Here is a 21,117-nt window from a genome sequence, read left to right on the forward strand (position 1 = left end):
TGACTGCTATTAGTCGTCAGGCGTTGTTTGACGCATCGGCGTCGCGTTGTATTGCCCTTGCTCGGCAGGCATCGCCAAATGCCTGGAAAATCGCAAGGTAGTGCGGGTTAGAGCTTACCGCCCATTCGGGGTGCCACTGCACTCCTAAAGCAAAAGCCTTGCCTTGTATAACCGAAACGGCTTCGATCAGGCCATCCGGCGCCCTCGCTTCAACCCGCAATCCCGGCGCCAGTCGCTCGATGCCCTGGCTGTGGATGGAGTTGACGTCGATCACCGGCGGCAGGCCCAGGCCCGCCAGCACGCCGCCGGGCTGGATATGCACGGCATGGGCCGGGCCGTACTGGATCGCCACCGGCTGGGTGTCGTCTTCACGATGATCGATAAAGGTTCCGACTTCATGAACTTTCTGATGCAGGCTACCGCCAAAGGCTACGTTCATTTCCTGGAAACCGCGGCAGATCCCCAGCACCGGGACGCCTGCCTCGACGGCGGCGCGGATCAGCGGCAGGGTGGTGGCATCGCGTGCAGGATCATGAGCAGTGCCCGGCGCACTGGCAGGGCCATGGTAGTGAAAAGGTTCTACATTGGAAGGAGAGCCGGTAAAGAGAATACCGTCCAGGGCGTCCAGAATAACGGACGGGGAGAACAGATCCGCCAGGGACGCAATCAGCATGGGCAAGCCCTTGGCGGCTGTCGCGACAGCCCGGGAATATTTATCGCCGCTGATGTGATACGCATGCAGGCCCAACTGCCTGGAGCAGGTGGTGACGCCGATTAACGGCAGGCGAGACATGAAGCACCCCGGTATTATTGCTGTTATGGGTTTGAATCGAGCTTAGCCTTGTTCATTTTTTTACACAACACCCCCGTAAAAAATACAACACGGCCCGCTCAAGCCCGCGGTCGACACGACCTTCAAAGGGAAAAAAACGCCCTAAATTGCCTCAAAAAAGCCCCACGAGTGCTTTTTTAGGGCAAAAAAGGCCCTGCTTGACTTCGGCATGCCGTTCGGGTTGACTGGCTTTCGAAGAGATCAATGATTGATATTTTTAACAACAAAGGTGTTGCATCATGTCGGTACCCCCGCGTGCCGTTCAGCTTAACGAAGCGAACGCGTTCCTTAAGGAACATCCTGAGGTTCTGTACGTTGACCTTCTGATTGCGGATATGAATGGTGTGGTGCGCGGCAAGCGCATCGAACGCACCAGCCTCCACAAGGTTTACGAGAAAGGCATCAACCTGCCGGCCTCCCTGTTTGCCCTGGACATCAATGGCTCGACGGTGGAAAGCACCGGCCTGGGCCTGGACATCGGCGATGCCGACCGGATCTGCTACCCCATCCCCGGCACCCTGAGCAATGAGCCCTGGCAAAAGCGCCCCACCGCGCAACTGCTGATGACCATGCACGAGCTCGAAGGCGAGCCGTTCTTCGCCGACCCCCGCGAGGTCCTGCGCCAGGTCGTGACCAAGTTCGATGAGCTGGGCCTGACCATCTGCGCCGCGTTCGAGTTGGAGTTCTACCTGATCGACCAGGAGAACGTGAATGGACGCCCACAACCGCCCCGCTCCCCCATCTCCGGCAAGCGTCCGCATTCGACCCAGGTCTACCTTATTGACGACCTCGACGAATATGTCGATTGCCTCCAGGACATCCTCGAAGGCGCCAAGGAACAAGGCATTCCCGCCGACGCCATCGTCAAGGAAAGTGCCCCGGCGCAGTTCGAAGTGAACCTGCACCACGTCGCCGACCCGATCAAGGCCTGCGACTATGCGGTCCTGCTCAAGCGCCTGATCAAGAACATCGCCTACGACCATGAAATGGACACCACCTTCATGGCCAAGCCGTACCCAGGCCAGGCGGGCAATGGTCTGCACGTTCACATTTCGGTCCTGGACAAAGACGGCAAGAACATCTTTGCCAGCGAGGATCCCGAGCAGAACGCCGCGCTGCGTCACGCGATCGGCGGTGTGCTCGAGACCCTGCCCGCGCAGATGGCCTTCCTCTGCCCGAACGTCAACTCCTACCGCCGTTTCGGCGCCCAGTTCTACGTGCCGAACTCGCCGACCTGGGGCCTGGACAACCGCACCGTGGCCTTGCGCGTACCGACCGGCGCTGCCGATGCCGTGCGCCTGGAACACCGTGTGGCCGGCGCCGACGCCAACCCATACCTGCTGATGGCCTCCGTGCTGGCTGGCGTGCACCATGGCCTGGTCAACAAGATCGAGCCGGGTGCTCCGGTCGAAGGCAACAGCTACGAGCAGAACGAGCAAAGCCTGCCGAACAACCTGCGCGATGCCCTGCGCGAGCTGGACGACAGCGAAGTCATGGCCAAGTACATCGACCCGAAATACATCGATATCTTCGTGGCCTGCAAGGAAAGCGAGCTGGAGGAGTTCGAACACTCCATCTCCGACCTTGAATACAACTGGTACCTGCATACCGTGTAAGCGGTTGCGGTAGAGAAAACGCCGCAGGCCTTCACGGGCTGCGGCGTTTTTTATGGCTGTTCAGCCCAGATGATGAATTGGCTGCCTCCACAATGGTCCGGCTAGACGCAAGACCGTGGCGAGGGAGCTTGCTCCCGCTGGGCTGCGCAGCAGCCCCAAAAAAGGCTTGAGCGATCAACTTGAAGCACCGCAGTGACTGACGTCGGGGCTGCTGCGCAGCCCAGCGGGAGCAAACTCCCTCGCCACAGGTTTCTTTTCCTCACAAGCGCCGCTATGGACCCTCCGCTCGCTCTGCGTACAATGCCCGCAGTCCCGCAGGAGCCACCCATGACGCGCACCGCCACCCCTCGCAAACCCCGCGCACGCAGCCAGGCCCGGATCGACTCGATTCTCGACGCCGCCCGCACGCTGCTTGCCGCCGAAGGCGTGGCCAGCCTGTCGATCTACAGCGTCGCTGAACGCGCCGGGATTCCCCCGTCCTCCGTGTATCACTTCTTCGCCAGCGTCCCTGCCCTGCTCGAAGCCCTGACCGCCGATGTCCACGCCGCGTTCCGCGCCTGCCTGCAAGCCCCCATCGACCATGACGCCCTGAACCACTGGCACGACCTGTCACGGCTGGTGGAACAGCGCATGCTCACCATCTATGGCCAGGACGCCGCCGCCCGCCAATTGATCCTGGCCCAGCATGGCCTGACCGAGGTCACCCAGGCCGACCGCCAGCACGACCTCGAACTCGGCGACCTGATGCACAAGCTCTTCGACCGCCATTTCGCCCTGCCGGCCCTGCCCACCGACGTCGACGTGTTCGCCCTGGCCATGGAACTGGGCGACCGCGTCTACGCCCGCTCGGTGCAGCAACACGGGCAGATCACCCCACGCATGGCCGAAGAAGGCATGCGAGTGTTCGACGCGTACCTGGGCCTGTACCTGCCGCCGTATCTGCCCAAGCGAGAAACAGCCTGATCCCCTCAGTCATCAGCTTTTCATACGTTTAGCGCCTATCGCGCTCACACCGAGTTCCAACTCAGCACCCGTCAAATGGCTGGCGTAATGCGCGCCAAGCTCTGCCTCCCAACTGATCACTTCATCCAGGACATCGGTGGCCTGCTCTGGCGTCAAGGCAAAGTGCAGGCAATGGCTGAGCAGGTTCTCTCGACTGATCACTCGCCCACTGCGACCAACCGCCATCGAAAGGTAGGGTGGTGACGAACCCTCCAGTCCCGGGACTACGTCATACATCGGAGCCAACCGCCAGCGTCCCTCGAGCCAGAGAATGGCGTGATTCTTCGGGTGATCATCGTCATTGCCCACCAGGGCGTTGAAACACATGCGCTTGAACAGTTCACGCAAGTCATCATCCGGCACCCCGCGACGCTGCATCTCGTTGGCAAGCCCGGCATACACCCAGGCGCTGCGATCATTGGATCGCCAATCGGCATCCAGGAGCGTCAGCCCGCTCAGCATCGGTATCCGACGGCCGGACTCGGCAATCGGAAATCGGTCGAATCGTTTGACCAGCAACGTCGAGGGCGCACCGAGGTACAGCGCAGTTTTCGCGACATTCAGTCCCTTGAGCGAAGCGAATGTCATGCAGGCATGTTCCATGGCCGGGACATCACAGGTGTCATAGCGATCACGGGGCTTGGCAAGAATGAAGACGCCCTCATCGTGTAATGTACGCTTGGGCCTTGCGCCCCCCAGCGATGAACGTTGTTTGCGCAACTGGAGGGTTTTGATCGCCTCATCATCCAGTTGGTTATCGAAGATCGCTTCGGTGGCCTCGATGAATGCAGACAACCCCTTAAGGGAGGGCAGCGCTTCCTGGCCGATGCCAACGGGTGGATGCCGGCTTATCCCGGCCATGAGGTTGCCGGCGCGATCGTTGTTGGGGGACTTGAGCAGGTAATCGACAGCCTCCAGATCCGCTCGATGAAGGTCTCTCAAGACACGCTCGCCCCAGCCGTCGGGCATTGAATCATTGATGAAACCGGGCACACCGCGGTTGGTGGCAATGCCGGTAAAAGGCTGGATGCGCAACGGATAACGGATGGGATCTGGCACCCAACGATGCTGGGCAACATACTCCGGGTCGTAGCTGAACTCGCCCCGACCATTATCGATGCTCAATCGCCCCAGCGTGCGGATCTCTCCAGTCTGAGGGTCTTCAACATAAATGTAGGCCCTGGCCATCAGAATTCTCCCTTTACACTGGCCAGGCGTACACGAGCGTTGCGAGGCGCTTGAGTGGATACAAGGGATGAAGCTTCGAGCTGTTGACGGCTTTGGAACACTTCCTGGATCAGCCCCAATTGCCACAGCACCAACATGAATGAGCGCAACTCCACAGTGGGGTCGCCCGCCTCGATTTTGCGCACTGTTCGCTCCGACAGCTTAAGAGAAGCGGCAAGATCTTTCTGCCGCTGCCGGTGTTGAAGCCGCCGACTTTTCACCAGCAGGCCAATGGCGTGGAGCGTGTCGGCACAATCAATAGGAAAAAATCCAGACATAAACGGTGCTCTGAAGCTGCTAATGCTTGATAAAACGGACTATAGCACCGCTTAAACAGAATAAATGTTAAAAACAGTCCACTCTTAAAGATCTTATAAATCCCTTTAAATTAGATAAAACGCCTTTTAGTGACGCTAAAAAAGCCCCGAAGGGCTCGCGCCGTTCGGGGCCGTGGGTCACGCACCGCTCACAACTTGGCGATGGACACCTCGGTGGATTTGACGAAGGCGATCACTTCGCTGCCGATTGCCAGCTCCAGCTCTTTCACCGAACGGGTGGTGATGACCGAGGTGACGATGCCGGAGGCCGTTTGCACGTCGATTTCCGAGAGCACGTCGCCTTCGACGATTTCCTTGATGGTGCCTTTGAACTGGTTGCGCACGTTGATGGCTTTGATAGTCATGTTATTTCTCCTGGGGTCGAAATGAGCTGCAAGCTTCGAGCTACAAGCTGCAAGGAAAAGCACGCGCCTCTTCTTGCAGCGTGTCGCTGGCCGCTTGAAGCGGCTTCATTGCGCCCAACGCAACTGCGTGGGCAAGGGTGAAACGGGTTCGGGTTCCGGCGGTTGGCCGGGCAAGGACAGCACACGGTTGAGCACTTCGGTTTCCAGGCTCGCCAGGCGATGAGAGCCGCGAACCCGTGGACGTGGCAGGTCGATGAGCAGGTCGAGGCCGATCTGGCCGTCTTCGATCAGGATGACCCGGTCGGCGATGGCCACCGCTTCGCTGACGTCGTGAGTCACCAGCAACACGGTGAAGCCGTGTGCCTGCCACAGGTTTTCGATCAACTGCTGCATCTCGATACGGGTCAGGGCGTCCAGCGCCCCCAAGGGTTCGTCGAGCAACAGCAAGCGCGGTTGGTGGATCAGCGCCCGGGCCAGGGCCACGCGTTGTTTCTGGCCACCGGACAGCGCGGCCGGCCACTCATTGGCACGGTCGGCCAGGCCGACGGCTTCCAACGCCTGCAAGGCTTGCGGCCGCCAGTTGCCCTTGAGCCCAAGACCGACGTTGTCGATGATTTTTTTCCAGGGCAACAAGCGCGCCTCCTGGAACATCAGCCGCGTGTCCTGTTGCACGGCACTCAACGGCGCCGAGCCGGCCAGCAATTGACCCGCGCTGGGTTGGTCGAGGCCGGCCAGCAAGCGCAGCAAAGTACTTTTGCCACAGCCGCTGCGACCGACCACCGCCACGAACTGCCCGGCCGGGATATGCAGGTCGATATCACGCAGCACCGCACGGGTGCCGAAGGTTTTCTGCAACTTGCGCACCGCCAGCGGGATGCCTCGCAGCAGGCGCGGAGGTTGTTGGGCCGTCATGCGACACCTCCCTTGCTCACTTGGTAGGCCGGGTGCCAACGCAACCAGACCCGTTCCAGCCCGCGGGCGGCAAGGTCGGCCAGCTTGCCCAGCACGGCGTACAGAAGAATCGCTAGCACCACCACGTCGGTCTGCAGGAACTCCCGGGCATTCATCGCCAGATAGCCGATGCCGGAACTGGCCGAGATGGTTTCCGCCACGATCAGCGTCAACCACATGAAACCGAGTGCAAACCGCACCCCCACCAGGATCGACGGCAAGGCACCTGGCAGGATCACCTGGCGAAACAGGCTGAAGCCGGACAAGCCATAGCTGCGGGACATCTCCACCAGGGCCGGATCGACATTACGGATGCCGTGATAGGTGTTGAGGTAGATGGGAAACAGCGTGCCCAGCGCCACCAGGAAAATCTTCGCCGACTCGTCGATGCCGAACCACAGGATCACCAGGGGAATCAACGCCAGGTGCGGGACGTTGCGGACCATCTGCACCGAGCTGTCCAACAGGCGCTCGCCCCATTTCGACAGGCCAGTGATAAAGCCCAGGATCAGGCCGATACCGCCGCCGATGGCGAAGCCGACCGCCGCCCGCCAGCCGCTGATGGCCAGGTGCGTCCAGATCTCGCCGCTGCGCACCAGGTTTACCCCGGCCTCGATGACCGCCACCGGTGCCGGCAGGATCCGCGTGGACAGCCAGCCCGCCGATACCGACAGTTGCCACACCGCCAGCAACAGCAGCGGCACCGCCCAGGGCGCCAGGTTGTGGATAAGTTTTTTCATGGCCGACTCAGCTCTGTGCGGCGGCTTTGGGGAGAATGTCATTGGCGACCATTTCCCCGAACGGGCTCACGTAGCCCTGGCTCTTGGGCAGTTCCGGGCGCTCCACGTCCAGGTGCGGGAACAACAGTTCCGCCACGCGATAGGACTCTTCCAGGTGTGGATAACCCGAGAAGATGAACGTATCGATCCCCAGGTCGGCGTATTCCTTGACCCGCGCGGCGACAGTCGGGCCATCGCCCACCAGTGCCGTGCCGGCACCACCGCGAACCAGGCCGACACCGGCCCAGAGGTTGGGGCTCACTTCCAGTTTGTCGCGCCGACCACCGTGCAGGGCGGCCATGCGTTGCTGGCCCACCGAGTCGAAGCGCGCCAGGGAGGCCTGGGCGCGGGCGATGGTGTCGTCGTCCAGGTGGGAGATCAACCGGTTGGCGGCCTGCCAGGCCTCGGCATTGGTTTCGCGCACGATCACGTGCAAGCGGATGCCGAAGCGCACGGTGCGGCCCAGCTTGGCAGCCTTGGCCCGGACCTGTTCGATTTTCTGGGCAACGGCCTCCGGCGGTTCGCCCCAGGTCAGCACCATTTCCACCTGTTCGGCGGCGAGGTCCTGGGCCGCTTCGGAAGAGCCGCCGAAATACAAAGGCGGACGCGGTTGCTGGATCGGCGGGTAGAGCAACTTGGCGCCCTTGACGCTGATGTGCTCGCCGTCGTAATCCACGGTCTCGCCTTCCAGGACCCGACGCCAGATGCGAGTGAACTCCACCGACGCCTGGTAGCGCGCCTCGTGGTCGAGGAACAGGCCGTCGCCGGCCAGTTCGTCCGGGTCGCCACCCGTCACCAGGTTGAACAACGCGCGCCCGCCGGACAACCGGTCCAGGGTTGCGGCCTGCCGCGCCGCCACCGTCGGGGAAATGATCCCGGGGCGCAGGGCAACGAGGAACTTCAGGCGCTGAGTCACGGGAATCAACGAGGCCGCCACCAGCCAGGAGTCTTCGCAGGAGCGTCCGGTGGGAATCAGCACGCCACCGAAACCCAGCCGGTCCGCAGCCTGGGCGATCTGTTGCAGGTAGCCGTGATCGACGGCGCGGGCGCCTTCGGCGGTGCCAAGGTAATGGCCATCGCCGTGGGTGGGCAGGAACCAGAAAATATTGAGGCTCATGGAGTGGTCTCCTAAGGGGGTCGGATTACTGCGCGTTCGCGACGGCCGCCGGTGGCGTCCAGATCACGTCCTTGATGCTCAAGGGCTTGGGTATCAGCTTGAGTTGGTAGAAGCTGTCGGCGATTTTCTGCTGGGCTGCCACCACGTCGGGTGTGAGGAACGAGGCACCGAACCCCTGGCGTTTCATCGAGGTCAGGGTGATCGGCTCAGGCAGGCCGAGCAGTGGCGACACCTGTTTGGTCACGTCTTCAGGATTGGCCTTGGACCACTCCCCCACGGCACGCACTTCGTCCACCAGGGCGGTGATGACCTGGGGATGCTGCTGCGCATAGGGCTTGGTGGCGAGGTAGAACTGATGGTTGTCGACGATGCCCTGGCCGTCGCGCAGGGTCCGTGCCTGCAACTGTTGCTCGGCGGCGGCCTGGTACGGATCCCAAATCACCCAGGCGTGCACACTGCCGCGCTCGAATGCGGCACGGGCGTCGGCCGGCGGCAGGAAAACGGTCTGGATGTCGGTGTATTTCAGACCGGCATCTTCCAACGCCCGCACCAGCAGGTAGTGGACATTGGAACCTTTGTTCAGCGCGACTTTCTTGCCCTTGAGGTCTTGCACCGACTGGATGGGCGACCCCTTGGGCACCAGGATCGCCTCGCTGGTGGGCGCGGGCGGTTCATACGCCACGTAGAGCAAGTCGGCGCCCGCGGCCTGGGCGAACACCGGCGGGGTTTCGCCGGTCACGCCGAAATCGATGGAGCCGACGTTCAGGCCTTCAAGCAGTTGCGGGCCGCCGGGAAACTCGGTCCATTGCACATCCACGCCTTGGGCGGCCAGGCGTTTTTCCAAGGTGCCCTTGGCCTTGAGCAGCACCAGGGTGCCGTACTTCTGATAACCGATCCGCAAGGTCTCGGCTTGAGCCTGGGTAATAGCGCCGAAGGACACAGCCGCAGCAAACAGAGCGACCAGCCCGCGACGCAAAATGACAGTGCGCATGGCGCCTCTCCTTTTTGCTGTGGGGGTGTGGCTGCACCTGCTTGGCCGTTGGCGGCTGAGTAAGGTGAGTTGAAACTGGGTTTACACGGGGTCAAATGCTCCAGCGAGCACTCAACAGGCGTTCATTCAAGACGTGTGGGTCCAGCGGCCTGGGCCGCCGCGCCATGGCACTGAAAAACTGCTCCAGGGCTTCGTTCAAGCGTTGTTGCAGGGCCGGTGCCAATTGCGCCTGGGCAGTGCCTTCGCCATAGGCGATCTGGCTGTCTTCGGCAAAGATCCCCTGGAGCATTTCCTGGGCCTTGAGGGCCGACAACACCGGCTTGAGGGCGTAGTCCACCGCCAGCATGTGGGCGATGCTGCCTCCGGTGGCCATGGGCAGCACGACCTTGTGGCTGAGCGCTCGCTCCGGCAGTAAGTCCAGCAGCGTCTTCAGCGCGCCGGAAAAAGACGCCTTGTACACGGGCGTCGCGATCAACAGGCCGTCGGCGCTGTCGATCTGCTGGAGCAGGTCGACCACCTTGGGGCTGTCGAAACGGGCATGGAGCAAGTCTTCAGCCGGAAAATCACGCACCTGATAACTGACCACTTCCACACCTTGCTGCTGCAACCAACGTTGCGAGCGTTCCAGCAACACCCCGGAGCGTGAGCGCTGGCTGGGGCTGCCACCGAGTGAGACGACCAACATGCCTGCCATTCCTTAACTGTCACGTGCGATTCGCGGTGGGCGATCTCGCTGCATGAGGCAAACCATAACAGGGGATTCATATATCTTTAAATCATATTTATTCATTTGGTTATTCTTTATATGAATATGAAAGCGATGCTCCTCCAGGCATAAAAAAAGGCCGTCGAAACGGCCAAAACCCTTGGTGCACGGCGTTTCACTGTGGGAGCGGGCTTGCTCGCGAAGGCGATAGGTCAGGTTAAGAAATGTCGCCTGATACACCGCCTTCGCGAGCAAGCCCGCTCCCACAAAGAGACATTGGCGCCTGCCTGCTTATTTAACGATTGGGCTGCGGGGTAAGGCGCAGGTACGGCTTCACCGCGCGGTAGCCCTTGGGGAAACGCTGCTTGAGTTCTTCTTCGTCCTTGAGCGACGGGACGATCACCACTTCATCGCCATCCTGCCAGTTGGCCGGCGTGGCGACCTTGTAGTTGTCGGTCAGTTGCAGGGAATCGATCACCCGCAGGATCTCGTTGAAATTGCGCCCGGTGCTGGCCGGGTAGGTGATGGTCAGGCGAATCTTCTTGTTCGGGTCAATCACGAACAGTGAGCGCACGGTCAAGGTGTCGCTGGCGTTGGGGTGGATCAGGTCGTACAGGTCGGAGACCTTGCGATCGGCGTCGGCCAGGATCGGGAAGTTGACCACGGTATTCTGGGTTTCGTTGATGTCTTCGATCCACTTGTGATGCGAATCCACCGGGTCCACCGACAGGGCAATGGCCTTGACGCCCCGCTGGGCAAACTCATCCTTGAGCTTGGCGGTCAGGCCCAGCTCGGTGGTGCACACCGGCGTGAAGTCCGCCGGATGAGAAAACAGCACGCCCCAGCTGTCACCGAGCCACTCGTGGAAGCGGATCTTGCCGGCGCTGGAGTCCTGTTCGAAATCGGGGGCAATGTCGCCCAGTCTGAGGCTCATGGTAAAGCTCCTGGATGAGATTCTTGTGGAGCCTGACTGTGCCTCGGTTTGGACCGTTTTAAAAAGAATGAATATTGCTTTGGCTAGACTTTTTAAGAATATAAAAAACTGTTCACTGGCACCCACCTATGGGTCCACCATCCTCGACGAGGTTTCGAGAAGGCCTCGAGTTGCTGTAAAGAGGAGAAGTTTCGGGAAAGGCTACAGGGGTGGGCCTGACCCGAAACGCAAAAGCCCCGTCCGGCGCAGGCCGAACGGGGCTTTTTTTGTCGGCCCTGTTTGCCATCCGGGCGAGTAAACACTGTCCCCATGCCAGGATGAGCGGCTAGGATAGGCGGCATGAACACTCAAGCCTTGCTGACTCACCTGCAACATCATCTGCCGGACTTACTGGCGGTGTACCTGTTCGGCAGCCACGCGCAGGGGACCGCCGGGCCTGACAGCGACGTCGACATGGCGGTGCTCCTGGCCGGCCAGGCCGACCCGGTACTGCTATGGCAGCTTTCGGGAGACCTGGCCGATATCGCTGGAAGTCCGGTGGATCTGATTGATCTACGTGGGGCCACGACGGTGATGCAGTACCAGATCGTGACCCGAGGTCGCCGATTGTGGGCCAAAGACGTACAGGCGGGCTTGTTCGAGAGTTTTATTCTCAGCGAGAAAACGGCCTTCGACGCGGCTCGCGCAGGCCTGCTCGAGGATATTCACAAGGAAGGCACCGTGTATGGTCGATGACGTCCTGATCAATAAAGCGGCGAGTATCGAACGCTGTGTGGCCAGAGTGCGGGAGGAATATGACAAGGACCCTGCCACCTTCGCCACGGATTTCACTCGCCAGGACTCAGCCATCCTGAATATCCAGCGTGCCTGTGAAGCGGCGCTGGACATGGGGCAGCATTTGATTCGCCGTGAGCGACTGGGTGTCCCGCAAAGTGCCCGGGACGTGTTCGAGTTGCTTTTTCAAGGTGGCTGGGTGGCGGAAGGCCTGGTGAAAAGCATGAAGAACATGGTGGGTTTCAGGAACATCGCCGTACATGATTACCAGGCCCTGCAACTGCCGATCATGATCGCGATCATCACCCGGCACCTGGACGACTTTCTGGCATTCAGTGCGTTCATTCTGCGCAAAGATGCAACCCGGCCCGCACCATAAGCAACTCGACGCATCAGGACAGAAAGTCTCCCGTCACGATGACCCGAAACGCAAAAGCCCCGTCCGGCGCATGCCGGGCGGGGCTTTTTTTCGTCACGCGAACGCGTGGCTTACAGCAGCGGCAGCGAGTAGCTGACGATCAGGCGGTTTTCATCCTGGTCGCGCTGACCTGGGATGTCGTTGCGCCAGGTGGCGTTTTTCCACATGACGCCAACGTTCTTCAGCGGACCTTCCGGTACGACGTAGCCGACGGTGATGTCACGTTCCCACTCGGAACGGCCAGTGGCCGACAGGTTGGTCTGTGCCACGCCTACACGGCCGGTGGTATCGATGTTATCGCCACGCAGGTAGATAACGCCGGCTGTCAGGCCAGGTACGCCCAGCTTGGCGAAGTCATAGGAGTAGCGACCCTGCCAGGTGCGTTCGCCGGCACGGGCGAACTTGGCGATTTGCATGTCGGTGGTCAGGTAGGCCGACGAGCCATCACCCTGGTTCAGCCATGGGAAGTCGCTGTCGCCATTGCTGACCTGGTAGCCACCACCGAAGGTGTGTCCACCCACGGTGTACAGGAACAGGCCGCTGTACAGGTTGTTATCGACTTTGCCGCGGGTAATGCCGGTACCGTAGTCACCCGTGGTGTAGTAAGCCGAATCATGGCCATTGGCGCCGTCATCGGTGCTGTGGAAGTAACGCAGATCGGATTTCAGGACGCCTGGGCCGATTGCCCAGCTGTGAACCAGACCCAGGAAGTGCTGCTTGTAGAAGTCTTCCAGGTTGCCGTAGTAGTACTGGGCGGTCAGGTCCTTGGTGATCTTGTAGTCACCACCACCGTAGATGAACTTGTTGCTGTCACGGCCAGCGGCCGTGTGGGCGTTGGCACCGGCAATGGACAACTCTTCGTTGTTGCTGGAGTTACGTCCCTTGGCGTGCTCGATCTGACCGCCGACCAGCGTCAGGTCCTTGATCTCGCCGGAAGTGATCTGGCCACCTTGGAAGGTTTGTGGCAGCAGACGACCGTCGTTGGTTACGATCACTGGCAGTTTTGGCTGCAGGGTGCCCAATTTCAGTTCAGTCTGGGAGATCTTGGCCTTGGCAGTCAGGCCCAGGCTGGAGTAGTTGTCGACAGCCTTGCCGTTGGACTCGCTTGGGAAGACCGTACCGCCGTAGGAGGTTGCAGTGGCGCCGTTGGAACCGCCGCCCGAATCCAGCTTGATGCCCAGCAGGCCAATGGCATCCAGACCGAAGCCTACGGTGCCTTGGGTGTAGCCGGAGATGAAGCGCAGGTCAAAACCCTGGCCCCATTCTTCGCTCTTGCTTTGAACGCCGTTAGCCTTGTTGCGAGGGGCGTTGGCGTCGGAGTCACGGTTGTCCGTGTTGATGTAGAAGTTACGCAGACCCAAGGTAGCCTTGCTGTCTTCGATAAAACCGGCGGCGCCTGCCTGCTGCGCCAGAACCCCAACGGCCACAGCCAGGGCCAAGGTGGACTTGTTCATGCTTCGCTCCTCTCGTTTTCTAATTCTTGTGTTTCTTTGGGTGCCGGATCGAATGCCCGGAATCCGCAGATGCGCGATTAGCGCCAGACCGTGACTGACAAGTCAATCGTAACCATTTGTGATTACGACCATGGTCTAACCCCGCTACACCGGCGCGCAGAATAATGGATTCTGGATAACTCCAAAAAGAATTGTTTCCACAGTTTTCAGATTATTTTGAAATATAGATGCCATCAAAACTTCGTCAAACTGAGATACGGCGTATCGGCCAGTCGACGGATTACTGAATGGTCTTTTTCTGCACCTTTTCAGGGCGGTGATCGCTCTGCCACAAGCTCCGCGTGCCTGGGAAATTTTCACGGCCAGGCGCGAAGCACGGCCTCAGGCTGCAATCTTGATGGCTTTCCTTAAGACAGTTCCTTGTCTGAAGTCAAAAAGCCTGCAGCCTGACGCCCGGCATCAGGGCGTTGCGCCCTACAAAGATTTCTCGAAGATTTTCGAGTTGCGCTGGTAGTTGTAGAGCGAGGCCCGCGCGGCCGGCAGGCGTTCGACGCTGCTGGGTTCGAAACCGCGCTCGCGGAACCAGTGGGCGGTCCGGGTGGTGAGCACGAACAGGGTCTTGAGCCCTTGGGCACGGGCGCGGGTCTCGATCCGCTCCAGCAGTTCATCACCCCGGCCACCGTGGCGGTATTCCGGGTTCACCGCCAGGCAGGCCAGCTCCCCGGCGTCCGAATCGGCGATCTGGTACAACGCCGCGCAGGCGATGATCATCCCTTCGCGCTCGACCACGCTGAACTGTTCGATCTCACGCTCCAGCACTTCGCGGGAGCGACGGACCAGGATCCCTTGTTCTTCCAACGGGCTGATCAGGTCCAGCAAGCCGCCGACGTCTTCGATGGCCGCTTCGCGAACCACTTCGAACTGCTCCTGGGCCACCAGGGTCCCGCTGCCGTCGCGGGTGAACAGTTCGGCCAGCAGCGCACCGTCCTCGGCGTAGCTGACGATATGGCTGCGTGCCACGCCGCCACGGCAGGCCTGGGCGGCGGCATCCAGCAATTCGGCCTGGTAGTCGCTGCCCAGGCGCTGCATGTGGGCCGGCACCTGCTGGGGGCGCAACTCGCGCACCAGCCGACCGTCCTCGCCGATCAGCCCCTGCTCGGCGCCGAACAGCAACAGCTTGTCGGCCGCCAGGTCGATGGCGGCCCGGGTGGCGACGTCTTCACAGGCGAGGTTGAAGATTTCCCCGGTGGGTGAATACCCCAGCGGCGACAGCAGCACGATGGAGCGCTCGTCCAGCAGGCGGTTGATGCCTTTGCGATCGACCCGGCGCACTTCGCCGGTGTGGTGGTAATCCACGCCTTCCAGCACGCCGATGGGCCGTGCGGTGACCAGGTTGCCGCTGGCGACCCGCAACCGCGAGCCCTGCATGGGCGAGGACGCCATGTCCATGGACAGGCGTGCCTCGATGGCGATGCGCAGCTGGCCCACGGCGTCGATCACGCATTCCAGGGTCGCGGCATCGGTGATGCGCATGCCGTGATGGTAGTGCGGCGTCAGGCCTCGCGCGGCCAGACGGGTCTCGATCTGCGGACGCGAGCCATGGACCAGCACCAGGCGCACGCCCAGGCTGTGCAGGAGCACGAGGTCATGGACGATGTTGCCGAAGTTGGGGTGCTCCACCCCGTCGCCGGGCAGCATGACGATGAAGGTGCAATCACGGTGGGCATTGATATAGGGCGAAGCGTGACGAAGCCAATTAACGTATTCGGGCATGAACCTGGGCCTGTAATAAATAGCAGCCGAAAAAAGACCAAACTGAACGCACAGCGGGCTGGTGGTTATCGTCGGAACAGGCTTGGCGACACGCGCGCTCTCCTTATGAATACGGGCCCGGACAGGGGCAATTTAGCCGGCGGTGGCCGGCGTCAGGCAGTAATGGCCGATCAGCTGCCGCAGCAGTTGTACGGTAGGTTGCAAACGTGACATTTCAAGGTACTCGCCCGGTTGGTGGGCACAGGCGATATCTCCGGGGCCCAGGACCAGGGTTTCGCAGCCAAGGCGCTGAAGATAAGGCGCTTCGGTGCCGAACGCTACTGCTTCGGCACGATGACCAGTGAGTCGCTCGGCCACACGCACCAGTTCGGCCTCTTCGGCCTGTTCGAACGGCGGCACCTCGGGGAACAGCGGCGCATAGTCGATCTTGACCTTGTGTCGCTCGGCAATGGGGTCGAGCTTCTGCTGGATCGCCGCCCGCAGCACTTGCGGGTCCATGCCTGGCAAGGGCCTCAGGTCGAACTCCATGGAACACTGGCCGCAGATCCGGTTGGGGTTGTCGCCGCCATGGATGCAACCGAAGTTCAGGGTCGGCTGGGGCACGGTGAATTGCGGGTTGCGGTATTCGCGCTGCCATTGCAGGCGCAGGCCGCGCAATTCGCCCATGGCGTCGTGCATCGCTTCGAGGGCGCTGTGGCCCAGGCTCGGGTCGGAAGAATGGCCACTGCGCCCGAGGATATCGATGCGCTCCATCATCACGCCCTTGTGCAGGCGGATCGGCCGCAGGCCGGTCGGCTCGCCGATGACGGCCGCGCGCCCCAATGGACGCCCGGCCTCGGCGAGGGCGCGGGCACCGGCCATCGAGCTTTCTTCGTCGCAGGTGGCGAGGATCAGCAGCGGCTGCTTGAACGGCTGGTCCAGCAGCGGCTTGACCGCTTCGATGACCAGGGCGAAGAAGCCCTTCATGTCGCAACTGCCCAGGCCCACCCAACGACCATCGACCTCGGTCAGTTTCAGTGGGTCGGTCTGCCACAGCGCACCGTCGAACGGCACCGTGTCACTGTGCCCGGCCAGCACCAGGCCACCGGGGCCACTGCCAAAACTGGCCAGCAGGTTGAACTTGCCAGGGCTGACCTGCTGGATGTCACAGCAGAACCCGAGGTCGCCGAGCCAGCCCGCCAGCAGTTCGATGACCGCGCTGTTGGACTGGTCCAGTCCGGGCTGGGTACAACTGACTGACGGCGCGGCGATCAGGGCAGCGAACTGATCTTTCATGGACGGCAAAGGCATCGCTGGCTCCGGCTTGCAAATTGACGTTCATCATAGAACCATCCGGCGCAAGGAAGAAACCGTCGCGGCGCGTAGGACGGATGAGTCCTGTACACTGCACGACCTTGGCAGCCAGACACCTTCCCCGGCTGCACACCCGATCCCTGGATTTTCCGGCCATGCAGAAAGAAACCGAAATCAAACTCCGCGTCAGCCGCGAGACCCTGGCAGCCCTGCGCGAGCACCCGCTGCTGAAAAAACGCAACAAGCATGGCTGGGAACGCCATGAACTGATGAACCAGTACTTCGACACGCCCGAGCGCGATCTCGCCAAGGCCAAGGTCGCGCTGCGCCTGCGTCGCGACGGCGAAGAGGTGATCCAGACCCTCAAGACCCGCGGCCAGAGCATCGCCGGCCTGTCCGAACGCAATGAATACGACTGGCACCTGCCCAAGGCCAAGCTCGACGTGAAGAAACTCGACGGCGAATGCTGGCCCGCGTCCCTGGCTGACCTGGACAAGAAAACCCTCAAGGCCATCTTCACCACCGATTTCGTGCGTGAGCGGGCCGAGATTGCCTGGGGCCGTGGCAAGGGCAAAGTGGTCATCGAGGCCGCACTGGACCTGGGTCATGTCGTGGTCGGCAAGCAGAAGGAAGAAATCTGCGAGCTGGAGCTGGAGCTGCGCGAAGGCGAGCCCGCCGCCCTGCTGGAACTGGCAGCCGAGCTGGCCGCCACGCTGCCCTTGATGCCTTGCGACATCAGCAAGGCCGAGCGCGGCTATCGCCTGCACGACGCGGCCAGCTATGCCCTGAGCCTGCCGGCCCCGCAACTGAGCGCCGAAATGCCGCTGGACGACGCCTTCGCCGCGCTGGGCTGGCACCTACTGGGCAGCAGCCAGCGCCTGGCCGAGCAATACCGTTTCAATGGCCACTGGCGCCTGCTGCAGGACTGGGTGGAAACCCTCGCCGAGATGCGCGCCCTGCTCAGCAGCCTCGGCCAGGCCGCCCCTCGTCAATCGACCCACGACTTGCGCATTGCCCTGGACGCGCTGCTGGAAGACTGGCGCCCACTGGTCCAGGCCGGCCTGGACGACGAAGACGTGCGCAAGGCCGCGCCGGAGCAGTTCCTCGACGAGCTGCAAGACCCGCGCTGGGGCCTGTTCTCCCTGAACACGTCACGCTGGTTGCTGGCCCGCAGTTGGACCGCCGAGCGCAACACCCGCGGCAATCGCCAAGGCGCCGCGCAACTGGGCAGCTGGTTGCCACGCCTGCTGGGCGAAGAGTCCACGTCCCTGCAACTGCAGCGCTACCAGCAGCAACCCGAAGACCTGGCCGAGCAACTGCCGCGGATCGAACGCATCCAGGCCTGGCTGCACCACGCCCGCCATGTGCTGGACATCCCGGAGATGGACCGGCTCTACGGCGAGCTGAACAAACTGGCGCAACTGGCCAACCAGCCGATCACCGACGAAGCCCTGGACATGCGCAAGCAGCAGGCGATCGCGGTGTATCAGAACCGGGCCTGGAAGACTTTGCTGCGCCTGTGACGCCGCCATCGCGAGCAAGCTCGCTCCCACAGGGGTTCAGCGTGGTAACCACATCTAGTGGCCGCTGAAGATCAACTGTGGGAGCGAGCTTGCTCGCGATGAGGCCAGCACATCCTCCACAGAACTCAGCGCAGCACTGGCAAACTCGTCGTGGACTTGATCTCCGAAAGCGCGACGATCGAGTTCACTTCCTGGATCCCCGGCACCATCGATAGCTTTTCGAAGAAGAATCGCTCATACGCCTCGATGTCAGCCGTGACGATACGCAGCAGGAAATCCACCGCCCCCATCAATACGTAGCATTCCAGGACCTCGGGAAAGCCGCGGATCGCCTCGGTGAACTCGGTGAAGTTCGAACGTCCGTGGGCGTTGAGTTTGACTTCGGCGAAGATCTGCGTGTTAAGCCCGATCTTCTTGCGATCGAGCAGGGTCACCTGGCGGCGGATGATGCCCTCCTCCTTCATCCGCTGGATCCGTCGCCAGCACGGCGACTGCGACAACCCTACCTGCTCGGCCACCTGGGCACTGGACAGCGAAGCATCCTCCTGGAGCAGCGCCAGTATGCGGCGGTCGTAACTGTCCAGCTCACTGTGCATAAATAAACCCACTATTTATAATTTCTAGAATTAAACCATTCGATCCGGCGTTTAATCGGGTCATCTTAGATAAGAAATACCCGTCAGTGCATGTAAATATTTCTCCCGCCCTCAAGGAGATCCACATGCCATTACTCGAAGCCATCGCCCCCCTACCCAGCCGCGTCGACGCCTGGCACACCGCCAACCCCCATTGCCGCGTGCACTACCAACTGCTGGGCGAAGCCGAACCGGACCTGTTGTGCCGGGCGCTCAACTTGTTTGCCTTGCAGGGCCTGACGCCGCAACAGGTGCGCATGGAGCGCCACGACGACCTGCTGTCGATGGACATCGTCGTGGAGGGGCTGAGCTGGCACCGTGCCCAAGTCCTCGCGGAAAAATTACGAAACCTGATCAGTGTGTGCTCGGTGGATTTGCAAGAGGCTGATATTTCGCGGGTTCAGCCGGTCCAGGCCGCCGGTTGAGCCGCCCCAGGGCAAGACTTCGTAACGCATTGGTCGGGTAGTGGCCCAACGGTCCATGGCGTCAGGACTATTCTCTTGCACATCGAGCGAAGACGCCGAGGCGTCTGTATCGCGGCTTTGCTGCAATTGTCCAATAGGAACCCGCATGTCCACCAAACACGCCACTCAGGACCGCTGGCTGGACCTCAACGATCTGCTACGCCAACTGGTCGCCCAGGGCCTCATCAGCCAGGACTGCGCCGAGACCGCGCTGAACGCCCGCCGACGCCACGGCGCCAACAGCCAGTTGCATCCACTGGAGTTCATCGCCAACCAGCACCTGGACGACCTCAGCCGCCCCGGCAAGCGCCTGGACCTGGAGAGCCTGACCCTGTGGCTGGCCGAGCAGGCCGGCCAGCCGTACCTGCGCATCGACCCGCTGAAAATCAACGTGGCGGCCGTGACGCCCCTGATGTCCTACGCCTTTGCCCAACGCCACAAGATCCTCGCCTTGGCGGTCGATCGCGAGGCCGTCACCGTGGCCAGCGCCCAGCCCTACGTCAGCAGTTGGGAAGCCGACCTGACCCACGTGCTCAAGCTGCCGGTGCAGCGGGTGGTCGCCAACCCGGTGGACATCCAGCGCCTGAGCGTGGAGTTCTATCGCCTGGCCAAGTCGGTCAGCGGCGCCGCCACCCACGATCAGCAGCCGAGCAACCTGACCAATTTCGAACAACTGCTCAATCTGGGTGCCAGCGACCAGGAACCGGACGCCAACGATGCCCATATCGTCAACATCGTCGACTGGCTGTTCCAGTACGCCTTCCAGCAGCGGGCCAGCGATATCCACATCGAACCGCGCCGCGAACAAGGCACCGTGCGGTTTCGCATCGACGGGGTGCTGCACACCGTCTATCAATTCCCGCCGCAGGTGACGATGGCGATCATCAGCCGCCTGAAGAACCTGGGGCGGATGAATGTCGCCGAGAAGCGCAAGCCCCAGGACGGCCGGGTCAAGACCAAGACGCCGGATGGCGGCGAAGTGGAACTGCGCCTGTCGACACTGCCGACGGCGTTCGGCGAAAAAATGGTCATGCGGATCTTCGACCCGGAAGTGTTGCTCAAGGACTTCGACCAGCTCGGCTTCTCCGCCGACGACTTGCGTCGCTGGCAGGACATGACCCGCCAGCCCAACGGCATCATCCTGGTGACCGGACCCACCGGCTCCGGCAAGACCACCACCCTCTACACCACCCTGAAGAAACTGGCGACGCCAGAGGTGAACCTCTGCACCATCGAGGACCCGATCGAAATGGTCGAGGGCTCCTTCAACCAGATGCAGGTCCAGCACAACATCGACCTGACGTTCGCGGCCGGGGTGCGGGCGCTGATGCGGCAGGACCCGGACATCATCATGATCGGTGAGATCCGCGACCTGGAGACCGCCGAAATGGCGATCCAGGCGGCGCTGACCGGGCACCTCGTGCTCTCGACCCTGCACACCAACGATGCGCCAAGCGCCATTAGCCGCCTGCTGGAGTTGGGTGTGCCCCATTACCTGATCAAGGCCACGGTGCTCGGCATCATGGCCCAACGCCTGGTGCGCACCCTGTGCCCTCAATGCAAGGCACCCTTGACCCTGGATGAAGACGATTGGCAAACCCTGACACGCCCCTGGCAGGCACCATTGCCGGGCAATGCCCACCGGGCCGTCGGCTGCCTGGAGTGCCGTGACACCGGTTACCGGGGTCGTGCCGGGGTCTACGAGATCATGCAACTGACTGACAGCGTCAGGGCGCTGATTCATCCGGACACCGACCTGCTGGCGGTACGCCGCCAGGCGTTCAAGGAAGGCATGCGCAGCCTGCGACTGTCCGGCGCGCAAAAAGTCGCGGCCGGGCTGACCACGGTCGAAGAGGTATTGCGGGTAACGCCGCAAAGCGAACAGCGATGAAGCGGACGACGCCTGACCGGGCGGTCATGGAACTGAATCGAGGCGCTGGTAATCC

The 21,117-nt window shown here is 61.6% G+C and carries 21 protein-coding genes; 7 read left to right on the forward strand and 14 right to left on the reverse strand.

The annotated features are described in order from the left end of the window. Positions 1-16: 16 nt before the first annotated feature. Complete coding sequence (locus KI241_RS26030) at positions 17-793, reverse strand: gamma-glutamyl-gamma-aminobutyrate hydrolase family protein (protein WP_042729319.1); 777 nt, start codon at positions 791-793, stop codon at positions 17-19. 278 nt (positions 794-1,071) lie between these two features. Between KI241_RS26030 and KI241_RS26035 the strand changes: the two genes are divergently transcribed. Both KI241_RS26035 and KI241_RS26040 read left to right on the forward strand, forming a co-directional pair. After that, positions 1,072-2,448: a glutamine synthetase family protein gene (locus tag KI241_RS26035; protein WP_042729320.1), complete on the forward strand. Its 1,377-nt coding sequence runs from the start codon at positions 1,072-1,074 to the stop codon at positions 2,446-2,448. A gap of 327 nt (positions 2,449-2,775) precedes the next feature. Next, positions 2,776-3,411: a TetR/AcrR family transcriptional regulator gene (locus tag KI241_RS26040; protein ID WP_042729321.1), complete on the forward strand. Its 636-nt coding sequence runs from the start codon at positions 2,776-2,778 to the stop codon at positions 3,409-3,411. Between the two features lie 12 nt (positions 3,412-3,423). Here the strand turns inward: KI241_RS26040 and KI241_RS26045 are convergent, their stop codons facing one another. The 9 genes from KI241_RS26045 to KI241_RS26085 all read right to left on the reverse strand — a co-directional run bounded on the left by KI241_RS26045 (position 3,424) and on the right by KI241_RS26085 (position 10,837). Then, positions 3,424-4,638 carry a type II toxin-antitoxin system HipA family toxin gene (locus KI241_RS26045; RefSeq protein ID WP_042729322.1) on the reverse strand — a complete coding sequence of 405 codons (1,215 nt, stop codon included), beginning with the start codon at positions 4,636-4,638 and terminating at the stop codon, positions 3,424-3,426. After that, positions 4,638-4,955, reverse strand: a complete 318-nt coding sequence (locus KI241_RS26050; RefSeq protein WP_042729323.1) for a hypothetical protein — start codon at positions 4,953-4,955, stop codon at positions 4,638-4,640. The genes KI241_RS26045 and KI241_RS26050 overlap by 1 nt, the downstream gene beginning before the upstream one ends. A 188-nt stretch (positions 4,956-5,143) precedes the next feature. After that, entirely contained in the window at positions 5,144-5,359 is a 216-nt protein-coding gene (locus KI241_RS26055) for a TOBE domain-containing protein (protein ID WP_003177394.1), read from the reverse strand. A gap of 105 nt (positions 5,360-5,464) precedes the next feature. Further along, positions 5,465-6,271 carry an aliphatic sulfonates ABC transporter ATP-binding protein gene (ssuB, locus tag KI241_RS26060; protein WP_042729324.1) on the reverse strand — a complete coding sequence of 269 codons (807 nt, stop codon included), beginning with the start codon at positions 6,269-6,271 and terminating at the stop codon, positions 5,465-5,467. Beyond that, positions 6,268-7,050 carry an aliphatic sulfonate ABC transporter permease SsuC gene (ssuC, locus tag KI241_RS26065; RefSeq protein ID WP_123579203.1) on the reverse strand — a complete coding sequence of 261 codons (783 nt, stop codon included), beginning with the start codon at positions 7,048-7,050 and terminating at the stop codon, positions 6,268-6,270. Before ssuC ends, ssuB begins: the two co-directional genes overlap by 4 nt. Positions 7,051-7,057: 7 nt before the next feature. Next, positions 7,058-8,206: an FMNH2-dependent alkanesulfonate monooxygenase gene (ssuD, locus tag KI241_RS26070; protein ID WP_042730184.1), complete on the reverse strand. Its 1,149-nt coding sequence runs from the start codon at positions 8,204-8,206 to the stop codon at positions 7,058-7,060. Positions 8,207-8,231: 25 nt separating this feature from the next. After that, the gene (locus KI241_RS26075) at positions 8,232-9,197 is read right to left on the reverse strand and encodes a sulfonate ABC transporter substrate-binding protein (RefSeq protein WP_212803132.1); all 966 of its coding nucleotides are present in this window, start codon (positions 9,195-9,197) and stop codon (positions 8,232-8,234) included. A 91-nt stretch (positions 9,198-9,288) separates the two neighbouring features. After that, positions 9,289-9,882 carry an NADPH-dependent FMN reductase gene (gene ssuE, locus KI241_RS26080; RefSeq protein ID WP_123579206.1) on the reverse strand — a complete coding sequence of 198 codons (594 nt, stop codon included), beginning with the start codon at positions 9,880-9,882 and terminating at the stop codon, positions 9,289-9,291. Positions 9,883-10,198: 316 nt separating this feature from the next. Further along, positions 10,199-10,837 carry a peroxiredoxin gene (locus KI241_RS26085; RefSeq protein WP_047735814.1) on the reverse strand — a complete coding sequence of 213 codons (639 nt, stop codon included), beginning with the start codon at positions 10,835-10,837 and terminating at the stop codon, positions 10,199-10,201. A gap of 339 nt (positions 10,838-11,176) precedes the next feature. Here KI241_RS26085 and KI241_RS26090 point away from each other — a divergent pair, with 339 nt between their 5' ends. Continuing rightward, positions 11,177-11,572, forward strand: coding sequence for a nucleotidyltransferase domain-containing protein (locus KI241_RS26090; protein WP_042730187.1), 396 nt, complete (start codon positions 11,177-11,179; stop codon positions 11,570-11,572). Beyond that, on the forward strand, positions 11,562-11,990 hold the full coding sequence (locus KI241_RS26095) for a DUF86 domain-containing protein (protein ID WP_042730188.1): 429 nt from the start codon (positions 11,562-11,564) through the stop codon (positions 11,988-11,990). Before KI241_RS26090 ends, KI241_RS26095 begins: the two co-directional genes overlap by 11 nt. A 110-nt stretch (positions 11,991-12,100) precedes the next feature. On the opposite strand, the gene KI241_RS26100 is transcribed toward KI241_RS26095, so the two are convergent. The 3 genes from KI241_RS26100 to argE all read right to left on the reverse strand — a co-directional run bounded on the left by KI241_RS26100 (position 12,101) and on the right by argE (position 16,546). Further along, on the reverse strand, positions 12,101-13,483 hold the full coding sequence (locus KI241_RS26100; protein ID WP_042730189.1) for an OprD family porin: 1,383 nt from the start codon (positions 13,481-13,483) through the stop codon (positions 12,101-12,103). Positions 13,484-13,957: 474 nt separating this feature from the next. Then, entirely contained in the window at positions 13,958-15,256 is a 1,299-nt protein-coding gene (gene argA / locus KI241_RS26105) for an amino-acid N-acetyltransferase (protein ID WP_042730190.1), read from the reverse strand. Positions 15,257-15,388: 132 nt separating this feature from the next. Continuing rightward, entirely contained in the window at positions 15,389-16,546 is a 1,158-nt protein-coding gene (gene argE / locus KI241_RS26110) for an acetylornithine deacetylase (RefSeq protein WP_123579207.1), read from the reverse strand. A gap of 158 nt (positions 16,547-16,704) precedes the next feature. Between argE and KI241_RS26115 the strand changes: the two genes are divergently transcribed. Next, positions 16,705-18,072 (forward strand): CYTH domain-containing protein, encoded by a 1,368-nt coding sequence (locus tag KI241_RS26115; RefSeq protein ID WP_047735812.1) that lies wholly within the window; start codon positions 16,705-16,707, stop codon positions 18,070-18,072. 125 nt (positions 18,073-18,197) lie between these two features. On the opposite strand, the gene KI241_RS26120 is transcribed toward KI241_RS26115, so the two are convergent. Further along, the gene (locus tag KI241_RS26120; RefSeq protein ID WP_042730193.1) at positions 18,198-18,668 is read right to left on the reverse strand and encodes an Lrp/AsnC family transcriptional regulator; all 471 of its coding nucleotides are present in this window, start codon (positions 18,666-18,668) and stop codon (positions 18,198-18,200) included. Positions 18,669-18,793: 125 nt separating this feature from the next. Between KI241_RS26120 and KI241_RS26125 the strand changes: the two genes are divergently transcribed. Together KI241_RS26125 and KI241_RS26130 are read left to right on the forward strand one after the other, a co-directional pair. Beyond that, positions 18,794-19,132: a hypothetical protein gene (locus KI241_RS26125; RefSeq protein WP_042730194.1), complete on the forward strand. Its 339-nt coding sequence runs from the start codon at positions 18,794-18,796 to the stop codon at positions 19,130-19,132. Between the two features lie 145 nt (positions 19,133-19,277). Continuing rightward, on the forward strand, positions 19,278-21,062 hold the full coding sequence (locus tag KI241_RS26130; RefSeq protein ID WP_212803133.1) for a GspE/PulE family protein: 1,785 nt from the start codon (positions 19,278-19,280) through the stop codon (positions 21,060-21,062). Positions 21,063-21,117: the final 55 nt, after the last annotated feature.

The organism is Pseudomonas sp. Cab53 (genome assembly GCF_018325965.1).
Lineage (GTDB): Bacteria > Pseudomonadota > Gammaproteobacteria > Pseudomonadales > Pseudomonadaceae > Aquipseudomonas > Aquipseudomonas chlororaphis_E.

Coding starts and splice junctions, on each gene's coding strand:
- KI241_RS26090 (WP_042730187.1), top strand. CDS start 11,177: ATGAACACTCAAGCCTTGCTGACTCACCTGCAACATCATCTGCCGGAC.
- KI241_RS26030 (WP_042729319.1), bottom strand. CDS start 793: ATGTCTCGCCTGCCGTTAATCGGCGTCACCACCTGCTCCAGGCAGTTG.
- KI241_RS26130 (WP_212803133.1), top strand. CDS start 19,278: ATGTCCACCAAACACGCCACTCAGGACCGCTGGCTGGACCTCAACGAT.
- KI241_RS26115 (WP_047735812.1), top strand. CDS start 16,705: ATGCAGAAAGAAACCGAAATCAAACTCCGCGTCAGCCGCGAGACCCTG.
- argA (WP_042730190.1), bottom strand. CDS start 15,256: ATGCCCGAATACGTTAATTGGCTTCGTCACGCTTCGCCCTATATCAAT.
- KI241_RS26100 (WP_042730189.1), bottom strand. CDS start 13,483: ATGAACAAGTCCACCTTGGCCCTGGCTGTGGCCGTTGGGGTTCTGGCG.
- ssuB (WP_042729324.1), bottom strand. CDS start 6,271: ATGACGGCCCAACAACCTCCGCGCCTGCTGCGAGGCATCCCGCTGGCG.
- KI241_RS26045 (WP_042729322.1), bottom strand. CDS start 4,638: ATGGCCAGGGCCTACATTTATGTTGAAGACCCTCAGACTGGAGAGATC.
- KI241_RS26125 (WP_042730194.1), top strand. CDS start 18,794: ATGCCATTACTCGAAGCCATCGCCCCCCTACCCAGCCGCGTCGACGCC.
- KI241_RS26040 (WP_042729321.1), top strand. CDS start 2,776: ATGACGCGCACCGCCACCCCTCGCAAACCCCGCGCACGCAGCCAGGCC.
- KI241_RS26075 (WP_212803132.1), bottom strand. CDS start 9,197: ATGCGCACTGTCATTTTGCGTCGCGGGCTGGTCGCTCTGTTTGCTGCG.
- KI241_RS26050 (WP_042729323.1), bottom strand. CDS start 4,955: ATGTCTGGATTTTTTCCTATTGATTGTGCCGACACGCTCCACGCCATT.
- KI241_RS26035 (WP_042729320.1), top strand. CDS start 1,072: ATGTCGGTACCCCCGCGTGCCGTTCAGCTTAACGAAGCGAACGCGTTC.
- ssuE (WP_123579206.1), bottom strand. CDS start 9,882: ATGTTGGTCGTCTCACTCGGTGGCAGCCCCAGCCAGCGCTCACGCTCC.
- KI241_RS26085 (WP_047735814.1), bottom strand. CDS start 10,837: ATGAGCCTCAGACTGGGCGACATTGCCCCCGATTTCGAACAGGACTCC.
- KI241_RS26055 (WP_003177394.1), bottom strand. CDS start 5,359: ATGACTATCAAAGCCATCAACGTGCGCAACCAGTTCAAAGGCACCATC.
- argE (WP_123579207.1), bottom strand. CDS start 16,546: ATGCCTTTGCCGTCCATGAAAGATCAGTTCGCTGCCCTGATCGCCGCG.
- KI241_RS26095 (WP_042730188.1), top strand. CDS start 11,562: ATGGTCGATGACGTCCTGATCAATAAAGCGGCGAGTATCGAACGCTGT.
- ssuC (WP_123579203.1), bottom strand. CDS start 7,050: ATGAAAAAACTTATCCACAACCTGGCGCCCTGGGCGGTGCCGCTGCTG.
- KI241_RS26120 (WP_042730193.1), bottom strand. CDS start 18,668: ATGCACAGTGAGCTGGACAGTTACGACCGCCGCATACTGGCGCTGCTC.
- ssuD (WP_042730184.1), bottom strand. CDS start 8,206: ATGAGCCTCAATATTTTCTGGTTCCTGCCCACCCACGGCGATGGCCAT.